The organism is Legionella sheltonii, from assembly GCF_026191355.1.
GTDB classification, from domain to species: Bacteria; Pseudomonadota; Gammaproteobacteria; order Legionellales; family Legionellaceae; genus Legionella; species Legionella sheltonii.
Map to the genome: position 1 here is coordinate 135,986 of NZ_JAPHOQ010000011.1, position 19,901 is coordinate 155,886.

Sequence of the window (19,901 nt, forward strand, 5' to 3'; positions counted from 1 at the left end):
CCTTGAATTGTGAATCATTGATTAAAAATTCACGATTCAAGGCCTGACCTCATAGGTTTCATAGGTTTCCTAAAGTGCTTACTGCTAAACGTATGCATAAAAATCATGGCATGAGTATCGATGATATTTGTAAGATTCTTAAAATATCCCGTGCCAGTTTTTATAGATATCATTTCTTTAAATGAATAACTAAATAAAACAGGAATCAATAAATTTTATATAATTTACATAACGTAAATCATAAAATGTGAGTTATGTAAAAAATCTATTAAGGTGGTTATTAATGTCTAAAAATATCAAAATTCTTGTCGTTGGTGGTGGTATAGCTGGTCCTGCAATTTGTTATTGGCTAAAAAGATTTGGTTTTTCTCCTGTCTTGATTGAGAAATCCGCTTCTATTAGAAAAGGTGGCCAGGCACTTGATATCCGTGGCATAGCAACGCATCTCGCTAGAGGAATGGGTATTTATGATCAAATATGTGATATGCGCACACGAATAGAATGTGGTCGTTTTGTAGATTCGGCGGGCAAAGTGTTGCATGAGGAGCATGGTGAGAAATTCGGGTTCAGGCAAGATGACGATGTCGAGATTCTCCGTGGTGATCTGATTGAAATCCTGATGAAAGCAATTGCGGATGTACCTTGTTATTTCAATAAATCCATCATTAGCATGCAGCAGAATGCTGATAACGTTATAGTCAAATTCAAGGATGGTAAGATTGAAAATTATGACATAGTGATCGGTGCCGATGGCATTCACTCTGCTACAAGGCGCATGATTTTTGATAAAAATGAATATCAGTTGTAAGCGCTCCAAGAACCACAGGCTTACAATTTACAACTTAGGGGTATAATCTAAGCCAATATTCCAAGGCAACAGTTTTTCATAATCATCAACACTGTTGCAAAGAGGAGCGTTCTTTAACAACATGACATAGTAATGATAAGGGTCGAGATTGTGTAATTTAGCCGTTCTGATGATACTGAAGTGTAAACACAAGGCCTCAGCACCTTCAACAGAGGCGCAAAACAAGAAGTTCTTTCGAGCAATGACCAAGGGTTTGATTTCTTGTTCAGTAAGATTGTTATCGATTTCCAGACGCCCATCATCTAAAAAGCGCATCAGTCCATCTCTATATTTAACACAGTAATTGAGTGCTTTCCCAAGCGGTGATTGGGGCAAAGTTGTAGGATAGACCTTATCAACCCATGTATTAAAGGCTTCCATGAGTGGTTTGGATTTTTCCTGACGCAACTGGTGACGTTGGTCTGGATTCAGTTGATTATTTTTAGCCTCACGCTCTATTTTATAAAGCTCTTTAAAAAAGCGCATGGCTTCTTTGGCAATGCCTTTGCCTTTATTAGATTGGGCAATAGGTTCAAATTTTCTGCGCGCATGCGCGTTGCAATTGACAATGTGCGCATTGCTGCTACCCACAAGTTCAAAAAAATTGTCACCATCGACATGTAAATAGCCATTGAATCCGACAAACCAATCGTAAATAAATTGTTTGTGCTCCACATCGTTGTAGTCATAAAGAATAACGGATTTATCCGGTGGTCCACCCCGAATGCAATACACATAGGATTTGGTTTCTGCTTTTCTTCCAGGCTCATGCAAGACCTGCAAGGTCGTTGCATCACAACTGGCCACATCATACTCAATCACACTGTCTTTCAACAGATTATAAATGGGACGCAGTGGTGTCATTAACTCAATGAGCCAGCGCGCCATGGTTTGGCGTGAGCAATCAATACCATGTCGTTCGCTGAGTTGTCGCTCCAGATGGTACAGTGGTTGCCTGTCATCCAGCTTGCTGACCACCAGGAATGATAAAAACTCTTCTGTTGCTTTAATTTTGGGGAGAATTTGTTTGGGCGCTGCTGCGGTTACGATTTGATTCTCGCATCCTTTAGTGCAAGCAACTACTTCACGTCGTTGCTCCACAATTTCGATGACGCAAGGTTGGTAATGCAGTAGCTCTTTGGTTTCATAACGAATCACTGTTTTGCATGCACCACAGGCACATTGCTTGTCTTCATCAGATACCGGAATAATTTCAATGCGACGGGGTAGTTCTTTCTGCGCTTTTTTATTCTTCTTTCTTGTATGGGCAGCCACTGGTGTCATTTCTTCGGTCTGCTCACCGCTTGCTTCAGCCTGAGAAAAAATGCTCTGATTATTTTCAAACAAAGACAGCTGAGGATTTTCAGGGTCAATATAACGCTCAGAGCGCTTGCCAAAACGGTGACGGCGTAGCTCCATGATTTGTGCTTTTAAAGAATCATAGGCTTCCGCGTAGTGTTCATTGCGTGCTTGAGATAGAGCAAGCTCTGCTTTTAATGCGAGTATTTCGTTACTTAATTGCTCTATTTTTTCTTCGTACATCATGTTGAAATGGCACCTGTTTGCTGAGTCAATTATATCACATTACGTTGATTTTAAAAACAAATTAATCGTTTTTTGTAAATTATTTCTAATAGAAATTCGTAGCCAATACTTCCGGCAACAATGTGTGTTTTGCAAAATCCAATCCTGAGAGCAGCCAGCTTAATTGGTCATTGGTAAGGCTCATGACCGCGTCATCGTGTTTGGGAAATTTTAGTTTTCCTTGCTCCAATCGCTTATAACAGAGCCAAAACCCATTTCGCTCCCACCACAGCATTTTTATTTTATTGGCTTGGCGGTTTCTGAAAAGAAAAATTTGCCCTGATGTGGGGTTCAACTGAAGATGGTCGGAAATCAACATCACCAGTCCATCAATTTGTCGCCTAAAATCAATAGGCTTTGGATAGAGCCATATGCTTGCATTAAATGATAAAAACATGGCTAACCCCACAAGGACAACAACATTGGCAATAAAGTCTGGTCGTGAATTTTTAGCTCATGCCCATTGTTCAATACCAAGGTGCATACTGTCTCTGGAGCTCTTTGTGTCAGCTTATTTAATTGAATCGGTACTAATTTGGATGAAGCTATTTCTTCCCGATACTTTCGCTCCCAATAGCCAAATTGATGGTAGTTTAATTGATGCTTTCGACAGTACGTTACTCGCGACAAACCACTTTCTTTTTGATGCGTTACATGCTCCATCCATCTCTGTTCTTTCGTGCCATCTGTTTCTTGGGGGGATATAATTTGTGGGGATATATTCATCGTACTCTCCTCTCTAAATTGATGTTGCAGAGTATGACGAAACGGAGATAATTATTAAATTATGTAGTTGCTGGCGCGCTTACGCAATTTGTTATTGGCTAAAAAGATTTGGTTTTTCTCCTGTCTTGATTGAGAAATCCGCTTCTATTAGAAAAGGTGGCCAGGCACTTGATATCCGTGGCATAGCAACGCATCTCGCTAGAGGAATGGGTATTTATGATCAAATATGTGATATGCGCACACGAATAGAATGTGGTCGTTTTGTAGATTCGGCGGGCAAAGTGTTGCATGAGGAGCATGGTGAGAAATTCGGGTTCAGGCAAGATGACGATGTCGAGATTCTCCGTGGTGATCTGATTGAAATCCTGATGAAAGCAATTGCGGATGTACCTTGTTATTTCAATAAATCCATCATTAGCATGCAGCAGAATGCTGATAACGTTATAGTCAAATTCAAGGATGGTAAGATTGAAAATTATGACATAGTGATCGGTGCCGATGGCATTCACTCTGCTACAAGGCGCATGATTTTTGATAAAAATGAATATCAGTTAATTCATCTTGGTTCCTATTTTAGTACATTTACTATTCCAAATTACCTTGGCTTGAGTCATACAGTTCTGGAATGTGAAGCGAATCATAAATTGGTATCCATCAATAGCGATAACAATCCTGAAATAGCAAGAGCTGGATTTATGTTCCGCTCTCAGCATATCCTGAAAGATATTCGTGATGAACATGAGCAAAAACAATTCCTGTGTGATACTTTTCGAGATTTTGGCTGGGAAACACAAAATATTTTAAATCGAATGCCAGAAAGCGATGATTTTTATTTCGATGCTATTACGCAAGTAAAAATGAATAGTTGGACCAAAGGTCGAATAGCGCTTATCGGTGATGCAGGTTATTGCCCTTCTCCTTTATCTGGCCAAGGTAATAATTTGGCATTTGTTGGAGCATATATTCTAGCGGGAGAATTAAAAGCTGCTAATGCAAACTATATGCTTGCGTTTCCTCGTTATAATGCACTACTACGCTCTTTTGTTGATACCAATCATGAATTTGGTGTTTGGGTGAGCAAATCCTTTCTTGTAGAAGATAAAGCTTCCAAGGAAATTGCAGAGGAGCGCTCGAATAGAATACTAGCCATGATAAAATCAGTTTCGAATGCGATTATCTTACCTCAATATGAATAATCACACATATCTACGGAGTTAAGTTACCCACAAATGGGGGCAGGCCTTGAATTTTGAATTGTAACTATAAGACTAATAAAAACCTTTAAATTGAAAATTCAAGGTCTGCCCCTGAGATACATAGCTATGCTATGCGCACACACTATAGTTCCACGAATTATGTTCATCATAGAAATGGGAAAATACGATTACATTGTTTTGTAAAGGAGGTTTTCCATAGGTTCAGGTGCCTTGGTAGAGACTAATTGCGGTGTATTATACTTGGTAGTGAATTCGCTAACCTTAAACATATAACCGGTCCCGGTCTCATTTTTCACCATCTCGATTTTTGCTTTTATTTCGGCGATCGGAACTATATTGTTTTCTGTTTCGCCTGTAACTTCCCTACGACATTGCTCCATGGTTTTCGCCAGTTCATTGTCATTAAGCTCTATCAAAGAAATACCATCACTAGCCATCGCAAAAATTCGTTGAGGACTATTTGTGTCACTAGGATCCGCATAAGAACACGAGAGAATTTTCAAATCAACGGTTGCATAAAGTGTACCATTACTATCTTTAGACCAATTAATGTGTCCAGTAGTTCGTCCACGTTCTAAGCCTTGAATATTACCCTCAGTCAACTTGGTTGTATTAGTAAATTCTCGCAAGAGGCTGCCATGTAAAAATTGACCACCAAAATGATAAAGTTTATTCGCTCTTGAATGAGGTGTATCAATCTTATCTCCAGCAAAATTTTGTATGGCTTCTAGAAGTATTCTGTCGTTATGATCCTCGACATTCCCCGGAATAATCGCAGCACCATATATCGTTACTCCTTTTCGGACAAGATCTTTAATAACCGTATACTTATCGCTCGTTTCCTCTTCTTGAGTAGAGGTTTCTATATCGTAAATAGCTTGTGACTCTTTGAGATCACTTTGGCTATAAGTAATTTCGCTGCAGGGAATTTCACCTTGCGCATGAAAATTGGCCAATTCATGATAACTGATTAAGACATCATGGGTTTTGAGAAGTAAACGAAATAAAGCAGATTTTTCTGGTATTGAATATTGAACATCTTTTTTATCCGAGGGGCGTTCGTCCTCTCTCTTCTGTTCAATACCAATGTTTTGAGAGGTCCGATAGCGATTTTTATCTAACCAGTGCGCAAAAGAAACTTTTTTAGAAGCTGCATTAGTAATAGTTAAATGTTCTAAAACTTGCAACGCCTCAGCCAATTCGCCAATAGTCATTGGCTGGCGATCAAGTGCTATCAGATTAAAAAAGTGATCAACTGCTGTTAAGCTGCCGCCGCTTTTAAAAAAACTCTTCTCTTGACTTCTATTAATCAACTTTCTTAAGTTGTACCATTCACTTGCAATCTGTGCGAGTGCGGTTTGCTCTGTTCTCATATCATTGTTTCTCATAAAAATTGATCATTATGCTTATTTTATGATATAAAAATTAAGTGTATATTAAATTGAAGAAGTTCATCTTAGGACTTGATATGAAAAAGCTTCTAAGTTCCTCTAATTTAAGGATAGTTTTTGTGTTGTTTCGACAGAACTATTCCTAGATAAATTTAAAATTATTAGGAATTTTGCCGATTCATTCGGTTGTGTCAGCTCTGAATTTGCTATTTTAAAAGGGAGAATAATATGTTTTTTAACCCAACACCCAAAAGAACTAACGAAGATGAAAAAGTACATTGTTATTTCATTCCCATCGTGGAACAAATAAAATCTAGTGATTACAATAAAACATATATCTGGAATTTTGCGAAAGAAACGAATATAACACGCAAATTTTATTCTTCTCCCGAGGTACTCGCTCGCATGGAATCAGGACGCTTGGGTCCACACACTGTCTTATCTTGCTATAAAGTCTCATTGACCGAAGCGCAACACCAACAATTAAGAGCAGTTAGTGGTAGAGATAATGTCTTTCTAGGCTCTTTGAATTTTAGCTGCACTGATATTGAAAGCATGATCCATTTTATTCAAGGCGAGCAACAGGAACATGTGAATCCTTTCTATGAACAGAATACCACTTTAACACACCCGGCTTGTGCTGCTTAACTAATAAAACAAAAAATATATTACGAACGTACGGAAAGAGCCAAGCTTGGCTTGTCCTCCGCACATCCTGGCTGGTTTGTAACTTCATTAATTCGGGCAACCCAGTCAGCCACAGTATGTACTAATAATCCTTCCAAGGTTTTAGCTGGTGGTGTATCCAATTCAAGAATAAAATTTATTATTAATCAAAATATAACAAACGAGGCGACAGGCTTCGATGCGAATATCAGGACTTTCGAATTAACGGGGTCAGGCCTTGAATTGTGAATTTCAATTGAAGATTGATGAATCTATTGACGATCGGAATGGAATGGATTAAAAACATGTCAAGGAAAAGATAATTAATAGTCCAACATGGCAAGATCGCTACGAATAGAGTTTCCAGGAGCTTTTTATCATATTACTTCAAGAGGAGATGGTCAGGAGTGTATCTACATTTCAGATGAAGATAGAAATTTATTTTTAAACACATTTTCTGAGGTATGTTTACGATGTAATTGGGTTTGTTATGCATACTGTCTCATGGATAATCATTACCATCTGTTAATAGAGACCCCAGCTGGAAATTTAAGTAAAGGGATGCAATTACTTAATGGTGTCTATACCCAAAAATTTAATCGAACCCACAATCGTGTGGGACACGTTTTTCAAGGGCGATTCAAAGCAATATTAGTTGAGAAAGAGAGTTATTTGCTTGAGTTATCAAGATACATTGTATTAAATCCTGTACGCGCAAAAATGGTTACTTCACCACATGAATGGAAATGGAGTAGTTATCTGGCTACGACATTAAAAGAGTCGAAACCCAATTGGTTGCATACAGATAAAATTCTTTATTTATTTAGTGAAGATCTGGCCGTAGCCATTAATAAATATCGAGAATTTGTAATTGATGGGATAACGAGTAAGTCACCATGGAGTGATTTAAAAAAACAAATTTATTTGGGAAATGAAGAGTTTATTAATGAGATGTTGAAAAAAATAGACCCTCAAATGAATCTAATAGATATCCCGAAAACTCAATATGAAACAGAGAATTACACTTTAAAAGAGATAGAGCAAAAGGCCAGTACAAGAAATGAAGGAATTCAATTTGCGTACCAAAGTGGTCAATTTAGTTTAAAAGAAATTGGGGAATATTTTTGCTTGCATTATTCTAGTGTGAGTAAAATAGTCAAAAAATTACGACTATAGTTTTGAAAATTCACAATTCAAGGCGAGAGTGTTCATCCAACTGTGTCACCTCAGTCATTATCTAAGTCCCAGGGTTAGTCTGTCTTCGAAATAGATTTGTAACTGGGACACGATAAGCGCCCAATTGTGCATGGGCTGATTCCATTTTTCCAGTACTTTCTGGCAAGCACAATAAATAAGCTTAATAAGGGCGTTTTCACTGGTGAAAGCGCCTTTATTTTTAGTGTACTTGCGAATTTGCCGATGAAAGCCTTCAACAATATTGGTAGTGTAAATGATGCGTCTTAGCTCTTCTGGGTATTTGAAGTATTGTGATAGAGCTTCCCAGTTGTTATTCCAGGATTTCATCACCGCCGGGTATTTTTTGCCCCATTTCTCTTCCAACTCAAGTAGATGATGCAAAGCCATATCTTTGCTTGAAGCCTTATAAACCAGCTTTAAATCGGCCATAAAGGCTTTCTGGTCCTTACTAACCACATACTTTAATGAGTTGCGAATTTGATGAACGACACAAAGCTGGATCTCGGTGTTAGGAAAAACTTCAGCAATGGCATCAGGAAATCCCTTAAGTCCATCGATGCTTGCTATAAGGATATCCTCTACACCACGAGCTTTAAGGTCATTTAATACACTAAGCCAAAAACGAGCTCCCTCTGCCTCAGATAAATAGAGCCCTAGAATATCTTTTTTACCTTCTGAATTTACAGCAAGGACGGTGTAAAATGCTCTACTTATGACCTTACCTTCAACACGTACTTTAAAGTGCATGGCATCAAGAAAAACGATTGGGTATACAGATTCTAGGGAGCGATTACGCCACTCGGTAATCAGGGGTAATAGTTTGTCAGTAATCAGGCTGATTTTAGCACTCGAGACTTCTAGTCCATACATCTCAGATAAATGCTCGCTTATCGCCTCGTAACTCATGCCTATCGCATAGAGGGCTAGGACTTTATTATCCAGTGACTCGTTGAGTACCGTTTGACGTTTTTTTACAAGCTCGGGTTCAAAGCTGCCATCCCTATCTCGAGGTGTTTCTAAATCAAAAACTCCAGTTGTTGATTTAATTGTTTTAGTCGTTTTGCCGTTGCGACGGTTTGAAATACCTGTCTCATGACAATCAGTCATATGAGAATCCATTTCACCTTCTAATGCCGCCTCTAATAGCTCTTTTATTAAGGGGGTCAGTATGCCGTCTTTTCCAGTGAGAGATTGGCCAGACTTTAACTGGGTCAAAGCCTCTAATTTGAACTCATTGAAATCAAAATTCGATAAATCTATTTTCTTTTTATTCATATCTACCTCTTTTAAGTGTTAAATTATAAACAAATTAAAAGAGATGACACAGTTATTTAAACACTACCTTCAAGGCCTGACCCCATTGTTTCATTGTTTGCATTGTTTGCTAAAGGAAAATGAGCCATGGGTAATTTTTACTTCTCTTCCAGATGGCTTAAATAGTGCTAAAAAGATAACTAAAATATATAAATTACGTATGCAAATCGAGGGGCCTTTAAAGACATAAAGAATAAACGCTATGGATTTCGTCTCCCTGAATCAAGTACAAAAAGCAGCAACCGTTTAGAAAATTTAATCCTCATTGCTCTAATTGCAACAGTAGTTGCATGCCTAGCAGGTCAGGTCGTAATAGTAAATAAATGGCATTACCAAATTCAAGCCAATACGATTCGTAATCTTCCTGTATTGAGCATTACATTCATTGGCCTTCATATCTTAAGACATTTATCTTTTTATAGAATGCGGAAAAAACAACTAAGGGAGGCTTTTGCTTATATCAGTAATCATGTCGTAAACTGGGAAAATTATGATTGTGCAAAATTATGACGGGATCGTTCAGGGCCAGACCCCATAGGTTTACGCTTGATTCATGAACTATAATTAAGGGGGTTATTTTTTATTCAGGAGGAGAAATGTCTATCAAGCCATTAATTGCTATGGTTAGCTTTGTTTTGTATTTTAGTCCTCTTTTAGCTGCAGCGGCTGAAACGAAAATGTGCAATACAACCCAGCAAGGAAATTGTGGGCGTTTTTGCCAAGCACATCAGGGAATGAAGTCTTGTATCGTTGATATTACTACTAGGAGTGGTACTTGTACTTGTACAGATGGAGTCAGTCATACAAAGCATAGGTAAACTAGCACCAATGGGGTCAGGGCTTGACCCCGTACGGTGACCCCGTACGGTGCTAGCTCCACGTTACTAGATTGTATATTTTAAAAAGTTTTACAGTTGCTGCCCTCCTACTCGGACAGGTTTCATTATTTCGTCCATTTTAGGGTTGGCCGTTAAGGCCGCACGGATTTTTTGAAAATCACAACAGCTTGATTTTGCAAATGCCTTGATGATGTCATCAGCATTCTGATTGTAATTATTGTCCTTGTTTTCAGCTATTTTTGTTTTGATTTCAATAATGGCATTGGTTATATTTTCTTCTTTTGAAGGGTCGATATTCACCACTATGTCTCGTATTGTCTTGATAATAGCTGGAACCGATCTATCGGAGTTTCTCAGCAATTCATCATTCATTAATACCGTGTAGACCGCGAAGATATTTTCTTCTCTTTCATTCGCAGGTATCTTCATGATACTGATAGTCACTTTATTTTTATTGGGTATAGTGAGGCTTTCTTGTTTGCTATCTTTAGGTTCAAACGCGACTACTCTTTCTGGTTTCCCTTTTTTTGTTTTAGCATCTTGTTTTGCCGCTTGTTCACCGGGTTCAATTGTTTTTTTGTCCTCATTTTTACCGCTTGCGAAAAAATCCCCCGATTTTTTCTTTGCCGGTAAAGCATGTTCATCATAGGAAACCTTGCTTTTAGTATTATGTAACCATGTTTTATCGCACTTTATTTTAACTTCACAACCAGCTAAGTAAACTTCTTCATTGTAATCACCTGGTGCTTTAATTGTTTGAATATTAGTTACGAAATTCGATTTAGTTAATTTTTCAGGAGAAAATGCCTCAAGCTCTTTGTCCGTATACGGAGAGGCTCCATTACGATCTTTATGAAGTAAAAAGTCTTCAATAGCTCCACAAAAAGAATTAATACTGGCTTTACAGGTATTCTGTCTTCTTTTATTTCGATCGTTGCTGTCTTTAGTGACAAATGGATACCTTTTAGCATCCATTTCTGTTGCACCCTCATACCCTAAGTTATAGGTTTCTTGATGTATTTTAATTTCTTCTTGGACGTATTTAATTAACTTTTTACTTAATTGTTTCATATCTTCATGAGTAAAATTGTCAATTTTTAATTGCTTGGTATATTCAGCAATTAAATGTTCAATTGAAAGTAGTGTTTTTTGTTTATCTTTTGCAACATCACTTGGCGAACGTTGAGAAGAATTTTTCAATTCCATTTCATTAAAATTTACATTATCCAATAATCGTAACTCAAAACACTTATTCAAAAGCGATTTTATAAATTCAGTTTGAGTTGCTTTATCATTTTTTAACTGAGATACAAAGTTACTTTCAAAAGAAGTTAAAGCGTCTTTTATTCTATCTCCAATTTTTTCAGCGCTAATGTCTTTTAATATGATTGGTTCTACATCTTGCTTTGCATAGGCGGTAAGCATCTTTTGGATGGCTACTCGTAAAATGGGATGACGGGGAACAACCCCAAAAGCATCATTATTTCCATCTACTTCTAAGGGTAATGGCATTTTCATCAAAGAAGCTATCCTGCGCAATTCTGCCGGGTGATTTTGTTGCCGTATATGGCCAATCATTCCTAACGGCGGTGTGTCTGGCACAAGTCTTGTATCCCTATTAACCGTAGGAAGTAAATCAGTATCCAGGTAGTATCCTCCATAGTAATACAGGCTACAATATCGAATTAGATCACTAACGGCAGCCAAATTGCGATTTCCAATAGACTCTCTTAATAAGTTGTATAAATAGGCATTTGTTTCTTTATCAGGGAAAATAGGGTCATTTTTAAGCCGGTCCAGCAATTCATCGATATTTTTTATTTTAATATGGAAATTTCTCGCGTGAATGGGGATATCTAAAGTTTCAGCAGACAGAGGCACCTTTGAATCGGGTTGGTGAGCAGATTGATGATGTTCATTTTCAGCTGTATTATTTTTTTTCCTGCTCGAATTATATTTATTTGAAAGTGATTTTAAATCGGAACGTTTTAGTGGCTTATTAATGTATTCATCATTATCGGTCCAAATAATGGTTTCTTTAAAACCACTGCGAAATGCAGCTGCCGATATCTCTAGTACGGTTGACAAATACTCAGGCTTTATTTCACCACCCACCCAGACATATTGAAACATTGGTGGAATGCTATTTAATGAATTTATATTGCCATCATGATCTTCTTTCATAACAAATGATCCGAAATTGTGCACTTATAAATATAATAGACTTTTTAAGAAGAAAAGTGTTTCTCCTAATAGAATATCGGGAAATTTAAAAAAATGGGGTGAACAACCTATGAACCTATGAAGCTATGGGGTCAGGCCTTGAATTGTGAATCATTGATTAAATTCACAATTCAAGGCCTGACCCCATTGTTCTTGTTTCCATTGTTTTTCTTAAGGTTTTTTTAAGCTTTCCTTGTTATATTGGTCCTGTTTTTATTCCATAACTAAGCCAAGGGACTAAATAATGACAATTATAAAAAAAACCACCCTATATATTATGTGTTTCTGTTCTATGCCAACCCTGGCCACCTCAACAAGTACAAGCCTATATGAAAAGATATACCAATTGTCTACTAAGTTATGGTACGTTGAAACCTCATTAAATGAGGAACAAAAAAGAATGGTAGATACCTTGGCCAATCAAATCGATATGATCATCACTCTGCCTAATGAAGCAAGTTGTGGAACACAACTCGAAGTATTTCAAGAAGCTAACAAATGGGCCTATAGCGCTAGTGGTTTAGATTTAACCGCTTCAGAGGCAGAAAAATTTGCTGGCCAGGTAACCCAAAAATTTTGTCCTGCAGCATATCTTAAGGTATTTAAATTATCCTTTGAATTTGCTTACAAATCGACGGGACTTGATAAAACAAAATCTGAAGCACGTAAATTCGCGACTACAATGAGTGATTATGAAGCATCAAAATATTACTCCAAAAACAGCTTACAATGTTTTATTGACAATTATACCTATGCATACTCCAGCAGCGGCATGAATAAAACTCGTTCTGAAGCGATTAATTTTGCTAATGAGCAATGCCTCATATAGAAAATATCTAATGGATCTTATGCCGTTCCGCAATAGGGTTGTCGCATAAACAAAAGGACTTGTGAACTCTATATATTTAGTAATTTAGCAGCATTTAAGTAACTTATTTTCATTTTATCTTCATCATCCAATTGCAGAGAATCTAACCATTGGCTTGCCTTCAAATTATCTTCATAAGGGTAGTCAACTGAGAACATGATTCGATCTACGCTAACTGTAGCAATTGCATGCATCAAAGATGGGGTATCAAAAAAGCCACTTGTGGTTATGAATATATGAGAATTTAGGTACTCAGTAATTGTTTTATTGCATTGCAATTTTTCAAGCCAACCTTCTTCTTTGAGTCGATGATCGAGTCGCCAAGCCCAAAATGCTAACATTTCTCCCATGTGTCCAATGATGATTTTAAGGTTCTGATACCTATCAAAAAGCCCTGACAGCATTAAGCGCAAAACATGTTCGGCCGTTTCAATATGAAATCCCCATGTTGAGCCATGTAACGCTTGATATGGTGAATAAGTAGCTACTCTTCCCTCCGGAATCCCTCGGGGGTGAATATAAACGGGGATGTTGTTCTCATTAATGTAGCCCCAAAATTCGTCATAAGCATTGTCATCCAGGTACTTTGCAGAGGTATAACCACTGCTATCATATCCATTAATTAGGCAGCCAACGATTTCTTGAACCCCTTTAAGGCGTTCAAGCTCATTGATTGCAAGCTCTGGGGCGTAAGTAGGTATGCAAGCAAAGGCCCGAAATCTACTTGGGGATTGAGTGACACATTCTATTAAATAGTCATTCCACTTTTGGGCGCAAGATTCTAGTTGTGATGCTAAAGCCAATGATTGTAGCCCTGGAGTTGTTACGGAGAGTACTGATAAATCAATCCCTGCTTCATCCATACTCTCAATTCTTAGCTTATGTATATCTTTTAAACGAACTAAGTTTTGACTAAACTCGGGATGGCTTTTGTGTTCTAAAATTAAATCTCGGCCAGGAACAACAATAGCTTCTTCCAATGCAATTTTTTTCATCTCGAACCTAGATCATCCGTTAATATAGATAAGTCTAGTATATTATTCCTCGTAATGTTTGGCGTGCCAAAACTCTATAGTTTTTGTTCGTAGGAGATGGTAAGTTAGTAAACAAAACGCTCATTTAGTTTACCTGGAAAGCAAAGCTTATTGTAGTGCTCTCAATCTGCACACCCTAAAGTAAATATCAATATTGTGATTCAAATTTGGCGAACTGCTCTTCCAATTTCCATTGAAGTTTTGCCTTGGGGTTAAGATTAAGAAAATTCTGGCACGTCTGTGTTGGCTGATCTGTTACTGATTTAATCGGGGTACACTCCCCATTCATTAAGGTGTATTGAGAATTGTGCCAGAGATTATCGCCGGGTAAAAATGCAAAATACAGACTGTTTCGAGCTAACTTTTTCAAAGTGAGATAAGAAAGCTGTTGTTCTTCCACCGCACGCTCGAATTGACGCGTTAAAGGTTCACGGCTTATTCCCTCATCATCAGTTGATAAACTCACAGGGACACCATTGTTTAAATATAAAGCCAAGGGATGTTCTTTCCCTTTGATGCCTAAAATATAATCGTTACTGCTTAAATTGACTTCAACCATCACTTCCTTTTGTGCCATTATATTTATTAATTCGGATACATGATGTTCATATTCAATATCAACACCATGTCCAATTCGTTCTGCAGAGGCAGTCTCTACCGCTTCATGAATATGAAATGTAAGTCCTTCTGGCGCAACTAATTCAGGATTAAGTTCACCAGCATGTAGCGAAATATGGACATTAGGATAGAGTTGATGCAAAAAAGCTAGCATGTGCATATGTAATCGATAATCGCGCATTGCTATTGTTCCATCTTCCGCTTGAACCAAATTAATGCCTACAATGCGTGGATCTTGTGAAGCCGCTTCAAATCCCGCAAGTAATTGTGCAAAAACCATCTGCGGAGGTTGTTCCCTACGAACTTGATACAAATAACGAACCGTGATCTGACAACCTACTTGTTCGTTATTCGTGCCGCATTGTTGTAATGCATTCTTTTTCGCTTCGTCCTTGTCCAAATTCTGGGAAATATGAGTCACTACTTGGTCAAAATCAGCACTTAATAAGTGATTGCGCAGATTTTCTAAATTAGGGTCCCAACCCAGTCGCTTTCCGAGTTCGCTGGCTTCATTCCCATCGGGTGTCGTCATGATTTCTAGATAGAGTTCGTTTTGGACCGCCGCACGCTTAGTCATTTCAGCTAAAATTTCTCCTCCATGCATTTTGGTAATAAGGCTAAATTTTCCAAAAGCATTAAAAAAATGATCATGTCCTGATTCATTTGTCACTGGGTCGAAATCGCACATCGACCATGCGTCAATCAAAGAATGGTATAATTTTTTATTCGCTATGGCGGTCATTAAATAATCTTCTGAATTGCATGAAGGATTGATAGACACCGACAAATTGTCTTTATCAATACATAAATTATCCAGCTCTGCATAATGAATTAAATTTTCAGCGAATGATGAGCCGCTCGCATGCATATGCAGATCTCCCCCCTTAGGCATATTCGTTAAGAATTTTTTTAACATGCTGGGAGTTGCTTTAACGGAGTCAAAATAAGCTTGGGTATTTTCTTCAGGACTTGCATACGCAATTGGAATGATTAATAGACAGCACAAACAAAAAAACTTATTCATATTAGGATCAATATGTTTAAAACGAGTCCTATTTTTGCATGATAAAATCATTTGGTCAAATCAATTTGGTCAAAAAAGCAATAGGAATAACACACTGGAGTTGCTGTAGGGTCTCACGAGTTTACTTCACCAGCATATGCTCTGATGAATGGATTGATACTTGAGTGAATATTATGTTTTTAATTATTAATCAATTTCTAGGTAACACTCAAGATTAGACGCTGTATTGATTAATCGATGGTTCAAAATGAATACCAAAATTATTAACTAATCTGGGAACCTGGTGGTTTCTTTGGCCTGGGAGATGATAAAAAGCGCAATAAATTCTAATGAATTATAAATGACTATGGTGAATTGTGTTCCGAGGAGGGCAGACCACATCCTTGTGGCAGTGCATCGTCCTTGATGCGTTCAAATTATCCTTATTAAGACATCCGCTGTCCTTCCTCGTACTGATTCAAGCATAGCGAATAATTTTAATCAGGCATATTCAAAATAGCGCATAATCATGTAAGAAATCTCTTAATTTGCGTTTGATTGCGCCTTTTGATTCAGCCGCTACGTTTGGTGGGGTACTTCTAATTAAGAGGGTGCATTATTATTTTTCAATAAGATCAGCTATTCTTACCTCGTTCGAATCTAGAATTAAGGGCAGTTACCGATGAGTGAGTTGAATAAAATCAAAGTTTATCAAGCCTATGATGAAATCATCGATTGGTATGACGATGCTCGTGCTAAAAGTCTTATGGAATCTGAATATCTTAATTTAATCGTGAACAGAATTCCTCCTGAGGGCACAATTTTAGATTTGGGTTGTGGCACTGGGGAACCCATGGCACAGTTCTTTATTGAAAACGGATTCAAAGTTACTGGAGTAGACGGTAGTCAAAAAATGATTGCGTTGTGTAAAAAGCGTTTTCCAAGCGAATGCTGGATAATCTCAGATATGCGCGATATAAATTTACAACAACAATTCGATGCCATACTGGTCTGGCATAGCTTTTTTCATCTTGATCATGACAGTCAACGCAATATGTTCAAAGTATTTGCATCACATATTAAGCCAGGTGGTGTGCTTGCATTTACCTCTGGAGAGGAAGAGGGCGAGGTCTGGAGTGATAATGGCGGTCAACAACTTTATCACGCATCTTTATCGACAAAAGAATATAATAGCCTTCTAAAGGAATTCTCTTTTAAAGTGTTAATTCATAAAGTCCGTGATCCTAAATGTGGTGAGGCTACAATTTGGGTAGCGCAAAAGAGCTAAGCTCAATTATTCCTTACGTATCGTATTAGAATAACACTAGTGAGCATAAGTCCGGCCAGGCCCGACCTGCATGCTCGTGATTGATACTTTTATTAAGCACCCATATTAGATAAAACAATTTGTTGTTTCATGCCAACTCATATTTTTCCATTTTAGAAAATTGATATTTCGAAAATTTCATTTCTATCCCCATGCTCATTTAATAGTACATTAATCTCGAACCTCTATGATGAATTATTTATATTACAAATTCATTTATTATGACCCAGCGTATTATTTTAAATAAATTTATTAAATTTTTAGACATCATTGAAAATCAGCTGATTAAGGAGTTAAAAGAGGAGTTCCCCAGCAATTATCAGGATAAAGTAAAAGCCACGCAACATGATCTGAATGATTTACGCCTAACCCTCAAAAAGGGGCATTGCCTGGGGTTTAGTGTCATTGATGCAGCGATGGAGCACATCGGGAAATTAGATTGGTGGGATCATGCAAGAATAGCTGTTGCAAATTGGGATGAACAGGAATCAACCCTTGATAAACTCATTGAATTACCAGACTCTGAAGACGATTTTTTTGGGCAAACCAAAAAAGAAAAAGCAGAGCAATCGATACAGTCTCCTCTCGTAGACAAGAAAAAAATTAAGCTAAAAACGCTTTTTTCCCGATTATTACCTTATGTAATCTCGACCCAGGCGTGCTTTGATAAAAATTTTAAACCTAATAGTCTCAATCAATATACGCTCTTGTCTCCCACAGAACATCATTTTGAAATTCTAAGCAAAGAAGGTGTCGTCAAAAGTATTCAACAAAGAAGAATAACAGCAGGTAACTTAACTACAAACGAACTATTGAAGTTACTTGACGAAAATGACTTCACCGATACAATCGCCATTATCCATTCACCAAGACATGCAATTCGAGTTAGCTGCAAAAATGGGTTATGGTCTGTATATAACTCGAACTATGATCAGACTTCGCTCACTACATGTCGTAAATTCTTTCCGATTAAACTGGGTGTAGTGAATGCAATTTTTGGAATTCTAGGCCAATCCATAGCCATTGAAATTGCCAGTACGGATTCACTCAAGAAAATATCTCTCCCTCTATTTAGCGAGCTTAAACCATTTGAGATAGTCGATCGATTAAGGGAAGATGGCCTCTTTGTTATTGCAAAATGGTGCCCTGATATTTTGCTGAAAGTATTAGAACAGGTTGAAAATCTTCCCTCTGCAGACAAAATTATTGCACAAGGTCTTCTACGTAAAAACAATGGAACAGGATTAAAATTCATTGCCAAGTTCGCTCCTGAAGCATTGTCGAAAGCTCTTGAATTAGCAGCCAAAGCAAAAAACGGTGATAAACTGATTGCCCGAGCTCTTTTAGCTCAAGACGATGAAGAGGACACTAAAGAAATAGGATTAAAAGCAATTTTATTTCATGCACCAGCTTCGTTGGCTCTCGCATTGGATCTGGCGTCTCAGACATTAGAGGGTTGCGAACTCATAGTACAAGCCCTTCTATTTAAAGATGATGATGATTGGTCTGTTTTACACTATATTGCTGCACATTTACCCGATCTTTTGCCAAAAGTTTTTGATTTATTTAACAAAACAGCGAATGGACCTCAACAGCTCGCAAAATTAATTTTGGAAAAAAATAAACATAATTCAACACTTATCTATCTTGTTGCACGTCACGGACCCAATGCCTTATCTCAAACATTAGACATTGCCAGTAAAGGAAATATACATGAGCCCGAATTTCTTGCAAAAGAAATTGTTAATAACCTCACAGTGATTGCCCAATATGCGCCGCATACTTTATCAAAGGCATTGAATGCAGCGATGAAAGCACCCAATGGCTCCACGCTTATCAAAGAAGCACTGTTCGCTAAGAATAAGATGGGGTTAAAAATAATAGAACGTCATTCACCCCAATGCCTGACTCAAGTACATCAAATGATTCAAGATAATCGATCCAAACCAGTCGAATGTCAGCAATCTTCCAGCATTGTCCATACAAAAGTGAGCTTCTGGGAACGGAACCGAATTTCGACCACTGTGCTCACTGCAACAGTTGTTGGAGTCACTGCATGGTTTGCAACCAAAAAATAAGCAAGTACCGCTTTATTATTGAAATGAGATACGATTTCAATTATGAAATCAAATAGCTTTTCTTCTTGATTCGACTGGCTATGCAACCTACTGAATTTAAGTGTTAGGGTCAAATAACACCTTAGGCATTTCAAATTCCAGGTATGGTTCAATAAATACTGATAATTTGAGTTCGAGGCCCTCAAATGAGCTGCGCATTTTAATACAGCTGAGGGGCGTTAATGTAAGCGTAGGCTGGGCTGAAAACCCCAGCCTACGCTCGCTGTCTTGGATTAAAAATTGAAAGTTGCTACGCTTGCGCTAGTTAAATAAAATCTTAGCCATATTGGCAAAAGACAAGCATTGATATTCAACAATATTTGTAGTTGCGCGATGCAATCGTTTTAAATTGGAACAAGATTGATTGATTCTGTCGATAAGTTGCGAAACCTAGAAGTCATGCTTTTTTTCTTGGGTAGGTCCTGGGGATCATGTTTTTTAAGTTTGTTTTGCTATCAATTAGATTGATGATGTCATAAATGGGTAATGGCGGTGAAAAATAAAACCCTTGCATTTCATCGCATCCCTCATCGAGTAAAAATTGTAATTGCTGGGCATTTTCAACCCCTTCAGCAACTACTTTTATATTTAAGCTCTTACATAATGCAATAATCGATTTAACAATGCCTGCATTTTCGCGGTCGTCAGGTAAACCATCAATAAAAAATTTATCTATTTTTATTTTATTAGGTTTGAAGAGTTTTAAATATTGAAAGGAACTATAGCCGATACCAAAATCATCAATAGCGAATGATAGACCCATTTTTCGAAGTGATTTTAGAGCGTTTGTGGTATGCTTAAGATCGTTCATCAGTTGTGTTTCAGTTAATTCGATTTCAAGTAGCGTAGGATCGTAAGCGCGCCAGCAACTACATAATTTAATAATTATCTCCGTTTCGTCATACTCTGCAACATCAATTTAGAGAGGAG

18 protein-coding genes are annotated in these 19,901 nt (G+C 37.6%); 9 read left to right on the plus strand and 9 right to left on the minus strand.

Translation table 11 applies throughout. The annotated features are described in order from the left end of the window. Positions 1 to 74: 74 nt before the first annotated feature. Positions 75 to 185 (plus strand): helix-turn-helix domain-containing protein, encoded by a 111-nt coding sequence (locus tag OQJ26_RS19480; protein WP_416209964.1) that lies wholly within the window; start codon positions 75 to 77, stop codon positions 183 to 185. 98 nt (positions 186 to 283) lie between these two features. Continuing rightward, positions 284 to 808: an FAD-dependent monooxygenase gene (locus OQJ26_RS13610; RefSeq protein ID WP_265704299.1), complete on the plus strand. Its 525-nt coding sequence runs from the start codon at positions 284 to 286 to the stop codon at positions 806 to 808. Positions 809 to 835: 27 nt separating this feature from the next. Here the strand turns inward: OQJ26_RS13610 and tnpC are convergent, their stop codons facing one another. The 3 genes from tnpC to tnpA all read right to left on the minus strand — a co-directional run bounded on the left by tnpC (position 836) and on the right by tnpA (position 3,157). Next, positions 836 to 2,392, minus strand: coding sequence for an IS66 family transposase (gene tnpC, locus OQJ26_RS13615; RefSeq protein WP_265702303.1), 1,557 nt, complete (start codon positions 2,390 to 2,392; stop codon positions 836 to 838). An 85-nt stretch (positions 2,393 to 2,477) separates the two neighbouring features. Beyond that, positions 2,478 to 2,828 (minus strand): IS66 family insertion sequence element accessory protein TnpB, encoded by a 351-nt coding sequence (gene tnpB, locus OQJ26_RS13620; RefSeq protein ID WP_265702305.1) that lies wholly within the window; start codon positions 2,826 to 2,828, stop codon positions 2,478 to 2,480. A gap of 2 nt (positions 2,829 to 2,830) precedes the next feature. Beyond that, the gene (gene tnpA / locus OQJ26_RS13625; RefSeq protein WP_265702306.1) at positions 2,831 to 3,157 is read right to left on the minus strand and encodes an IS66 family insertion sequence element accessory protein TnpA; all 327 of its coding nucleotides are present in this window, start codon (positions 3,155 to 3,157) and stop codon (positions 2,831 to 2,833) included. Between the two features lie 86 nt (positions 3,158 to 3,243). On the opposite strand from tnpA, the gene OQJ26_RS13630 reads away from it, so the two are divergent. After that, a complete protein-coding gene (locus OQJ26_RS13630) occupies positions 3,244 to 4,353 on the plus strand; it encodes a tetracycline destructase (protein WP_265704349.1) in 1,110 nt (369 codons plus the stop codon). A 188-nt stretch (positions 4,354 to 4,541) separates the two neighbouring features. Here OQJ26_RS13630 and OQJ26_RS13635 read toward each other — a convergent pair whose 3' ends face one another. Beyond that, positions 4,542 to 5,762, minus strand: a complete 1,221-nt coding sequence (locus OQJ26_RS13635) for a hypothetical protein (protein WP_265704300.1) — start codon at positions 5,760 to 5,762, stop codon at positions 4,542 to 4,544. Positions 5,763 to 5,993: 231 nt separating this feature from the next. Here OQJ26_RS13635 and OQJ26_RS13640 point away from each other — a divergent pair, with 231 nt between their 5' ends. Then, complete coding sequence (locus tag OQJ26_RS13640; protein WP_265704301.1) at positions 5,994 to 6,413, plus strand: hypothetical protein; 420 nt, start codon at positions 5,994 to 5,996, stop codon at positions 6,411 to 6,413. Positions 6,414 to 6,767: 354 nt separating this feature from the next. Continuing rightward, positions 6,768 to 7,607, plus strand: coding sequence for an REP-associated tyrosine transposase (locus OQJ26_RS13645; RefSeq protein ID WP_265704302.1), 840 nt, complete (start codon positions 6,768 to 6,770; stop codon positions 7,605 to 7,607). Positions 7,608 to 7,664: 57 nt separating this feature from the next. Here OQJ26_RS13645 and OQJ26_RS13650 read toward each other — a convergent pair whose 3' ends face one another. Beyond that, positions 7,665 to 8,903, minus strand: a complete 1,239-nt coding sequence (locus OQJ26_RS13650; protein WP_265701939.1) for an IS256 family transposase — start codon at positions 8,901 to 8,903, stop codon at positions 7,665 to 7,667. Positions 8,904 to 9,538: 635 nt separating this feature from the next. Between OQJ26_RS13650 and OQJ26_RS13655 the strand changes: the two genes are divergently transcribed. Then, entirely contained in the window at positions 9,539 to 9,760 is a 222-nt protein-coding gene (locus tag OQJ26_RS13655) for a hypothetical protein (RefSeq protein ID WP_265704303.1), read from the plus strand. 90 nt (positions 9,761 to 9,850) lie between these two features. Here the strand turns inward: OQJ26_RS13655 and OQJ26_RS13660 are convergent, their stop codons facing one another. After that, positions 9,851 to 11,914 carry a TcdA/TcdB catalytic glycosyltransferase domain-containing protein gene (locus OQJ26_RS13660; protein WP_265704350.1) on the minus strand — a complete coding sequence of 688 codons (2,064 nt, stop codon included), beginning with the start codon at positions 11,912 to 11,914 and terminating at the stop codon, positions 9,851 to 9,853. 334 nt (positions 11,915 to 12,248) lie between these two features. On the opposite strand from OQJ26_RS13660, the gene OQJ26_RS13665 reads away from it, so the two are divergent. Next, positions 12,249 to 12,833 carry a hypothetical protein gene (locus OQJ26_RS13665; RefSeq protein WP_265704304.1) on the plus strand — a complete coding sequence of 195 codons (585 nt, stop codon included), beginning with the start codon at positions 12,249 to 12,251 and terminating at the stop codon, positions 12,831 to 12,833. Between the two features lie 68 nt (positions 12,834 to 12,901). Here the strand turns inward: OQJ26_RS13665 and OQJ26_RS13670 are convergent, their stop codons facing one another. Then, a complete protein-coding gene (locus tag OQJ26_RS13670) occupies positions 12,902 to 13,867 on the minus strand; it encodes an amidohydrolase family protein (RefSeq protein WP_265704305.1) in 966 nt (321 codons plus the stop codon). Positions 13,868 to 14,054: 187 nt separating this feature from the next. Further along, positions 14,055 to 15,548, minus strand: a complete 1,494-nt coding sequence (locus OQJ26_RS13675) for an adenosine deaminase family protein (RefSeq protein WP_265704306.1) — start codon at positions 15,546 to 15,548, stop codon at positions 14,055 to 14,057. Positions 15,549 to 16,209: 661 nt separating this feature from the next. On the opposite strand from OQJ26_RS13675, the gene OQJ26_RS13680 reads away from it, so the two are divergent. Together OQJ26_RS13680 and OQJ26_RS13685 are read left to right on the plus strand one after the other, a co-directional pair. Then, a complete protein-coding gene (locus tag OQJ26_RS13680) occupies positions 16,210 to 16,815 on the plus strand; it encodes a class I SAM-dependent methyltransferase (RefSeq protein ID WP_265704307.1) in 606 nt (201 codons plus the stop codon). 260 nt (positions 16,816 to 17,075) lie between these two features. Beyond that, positions 17,076 to 18,932, plus strand: a complete 1,857-nt coding sequence (locus tag OQJ26_RS13685) for a hypothetical protein (protein WP_265704308.1) — start codon at positions 17,076 to 17,078, stop codon at positions 18,930 to 18,932. A gap of 436 nt (positions 18,933 to 19,368) precedes the next feature. On the opposite strand, the gene OQJ26_RS13690 is transcribed toward OQJ26_RS13685, so the two are convergent. After that, on the minus strand, positions 19,369 to 19,890 hold the full coding sequence (locus OQJ26_RS13690) for an EAL domain-containing protein (RefSeq protein ID WP_322783969.1): 522 nt from the start codon (positions 19,888 to 19,890) through the stop codon (positions 19,369 to 19,371). Positions 19,891 to 19,901: the final 11 nt, after the last annotated feature.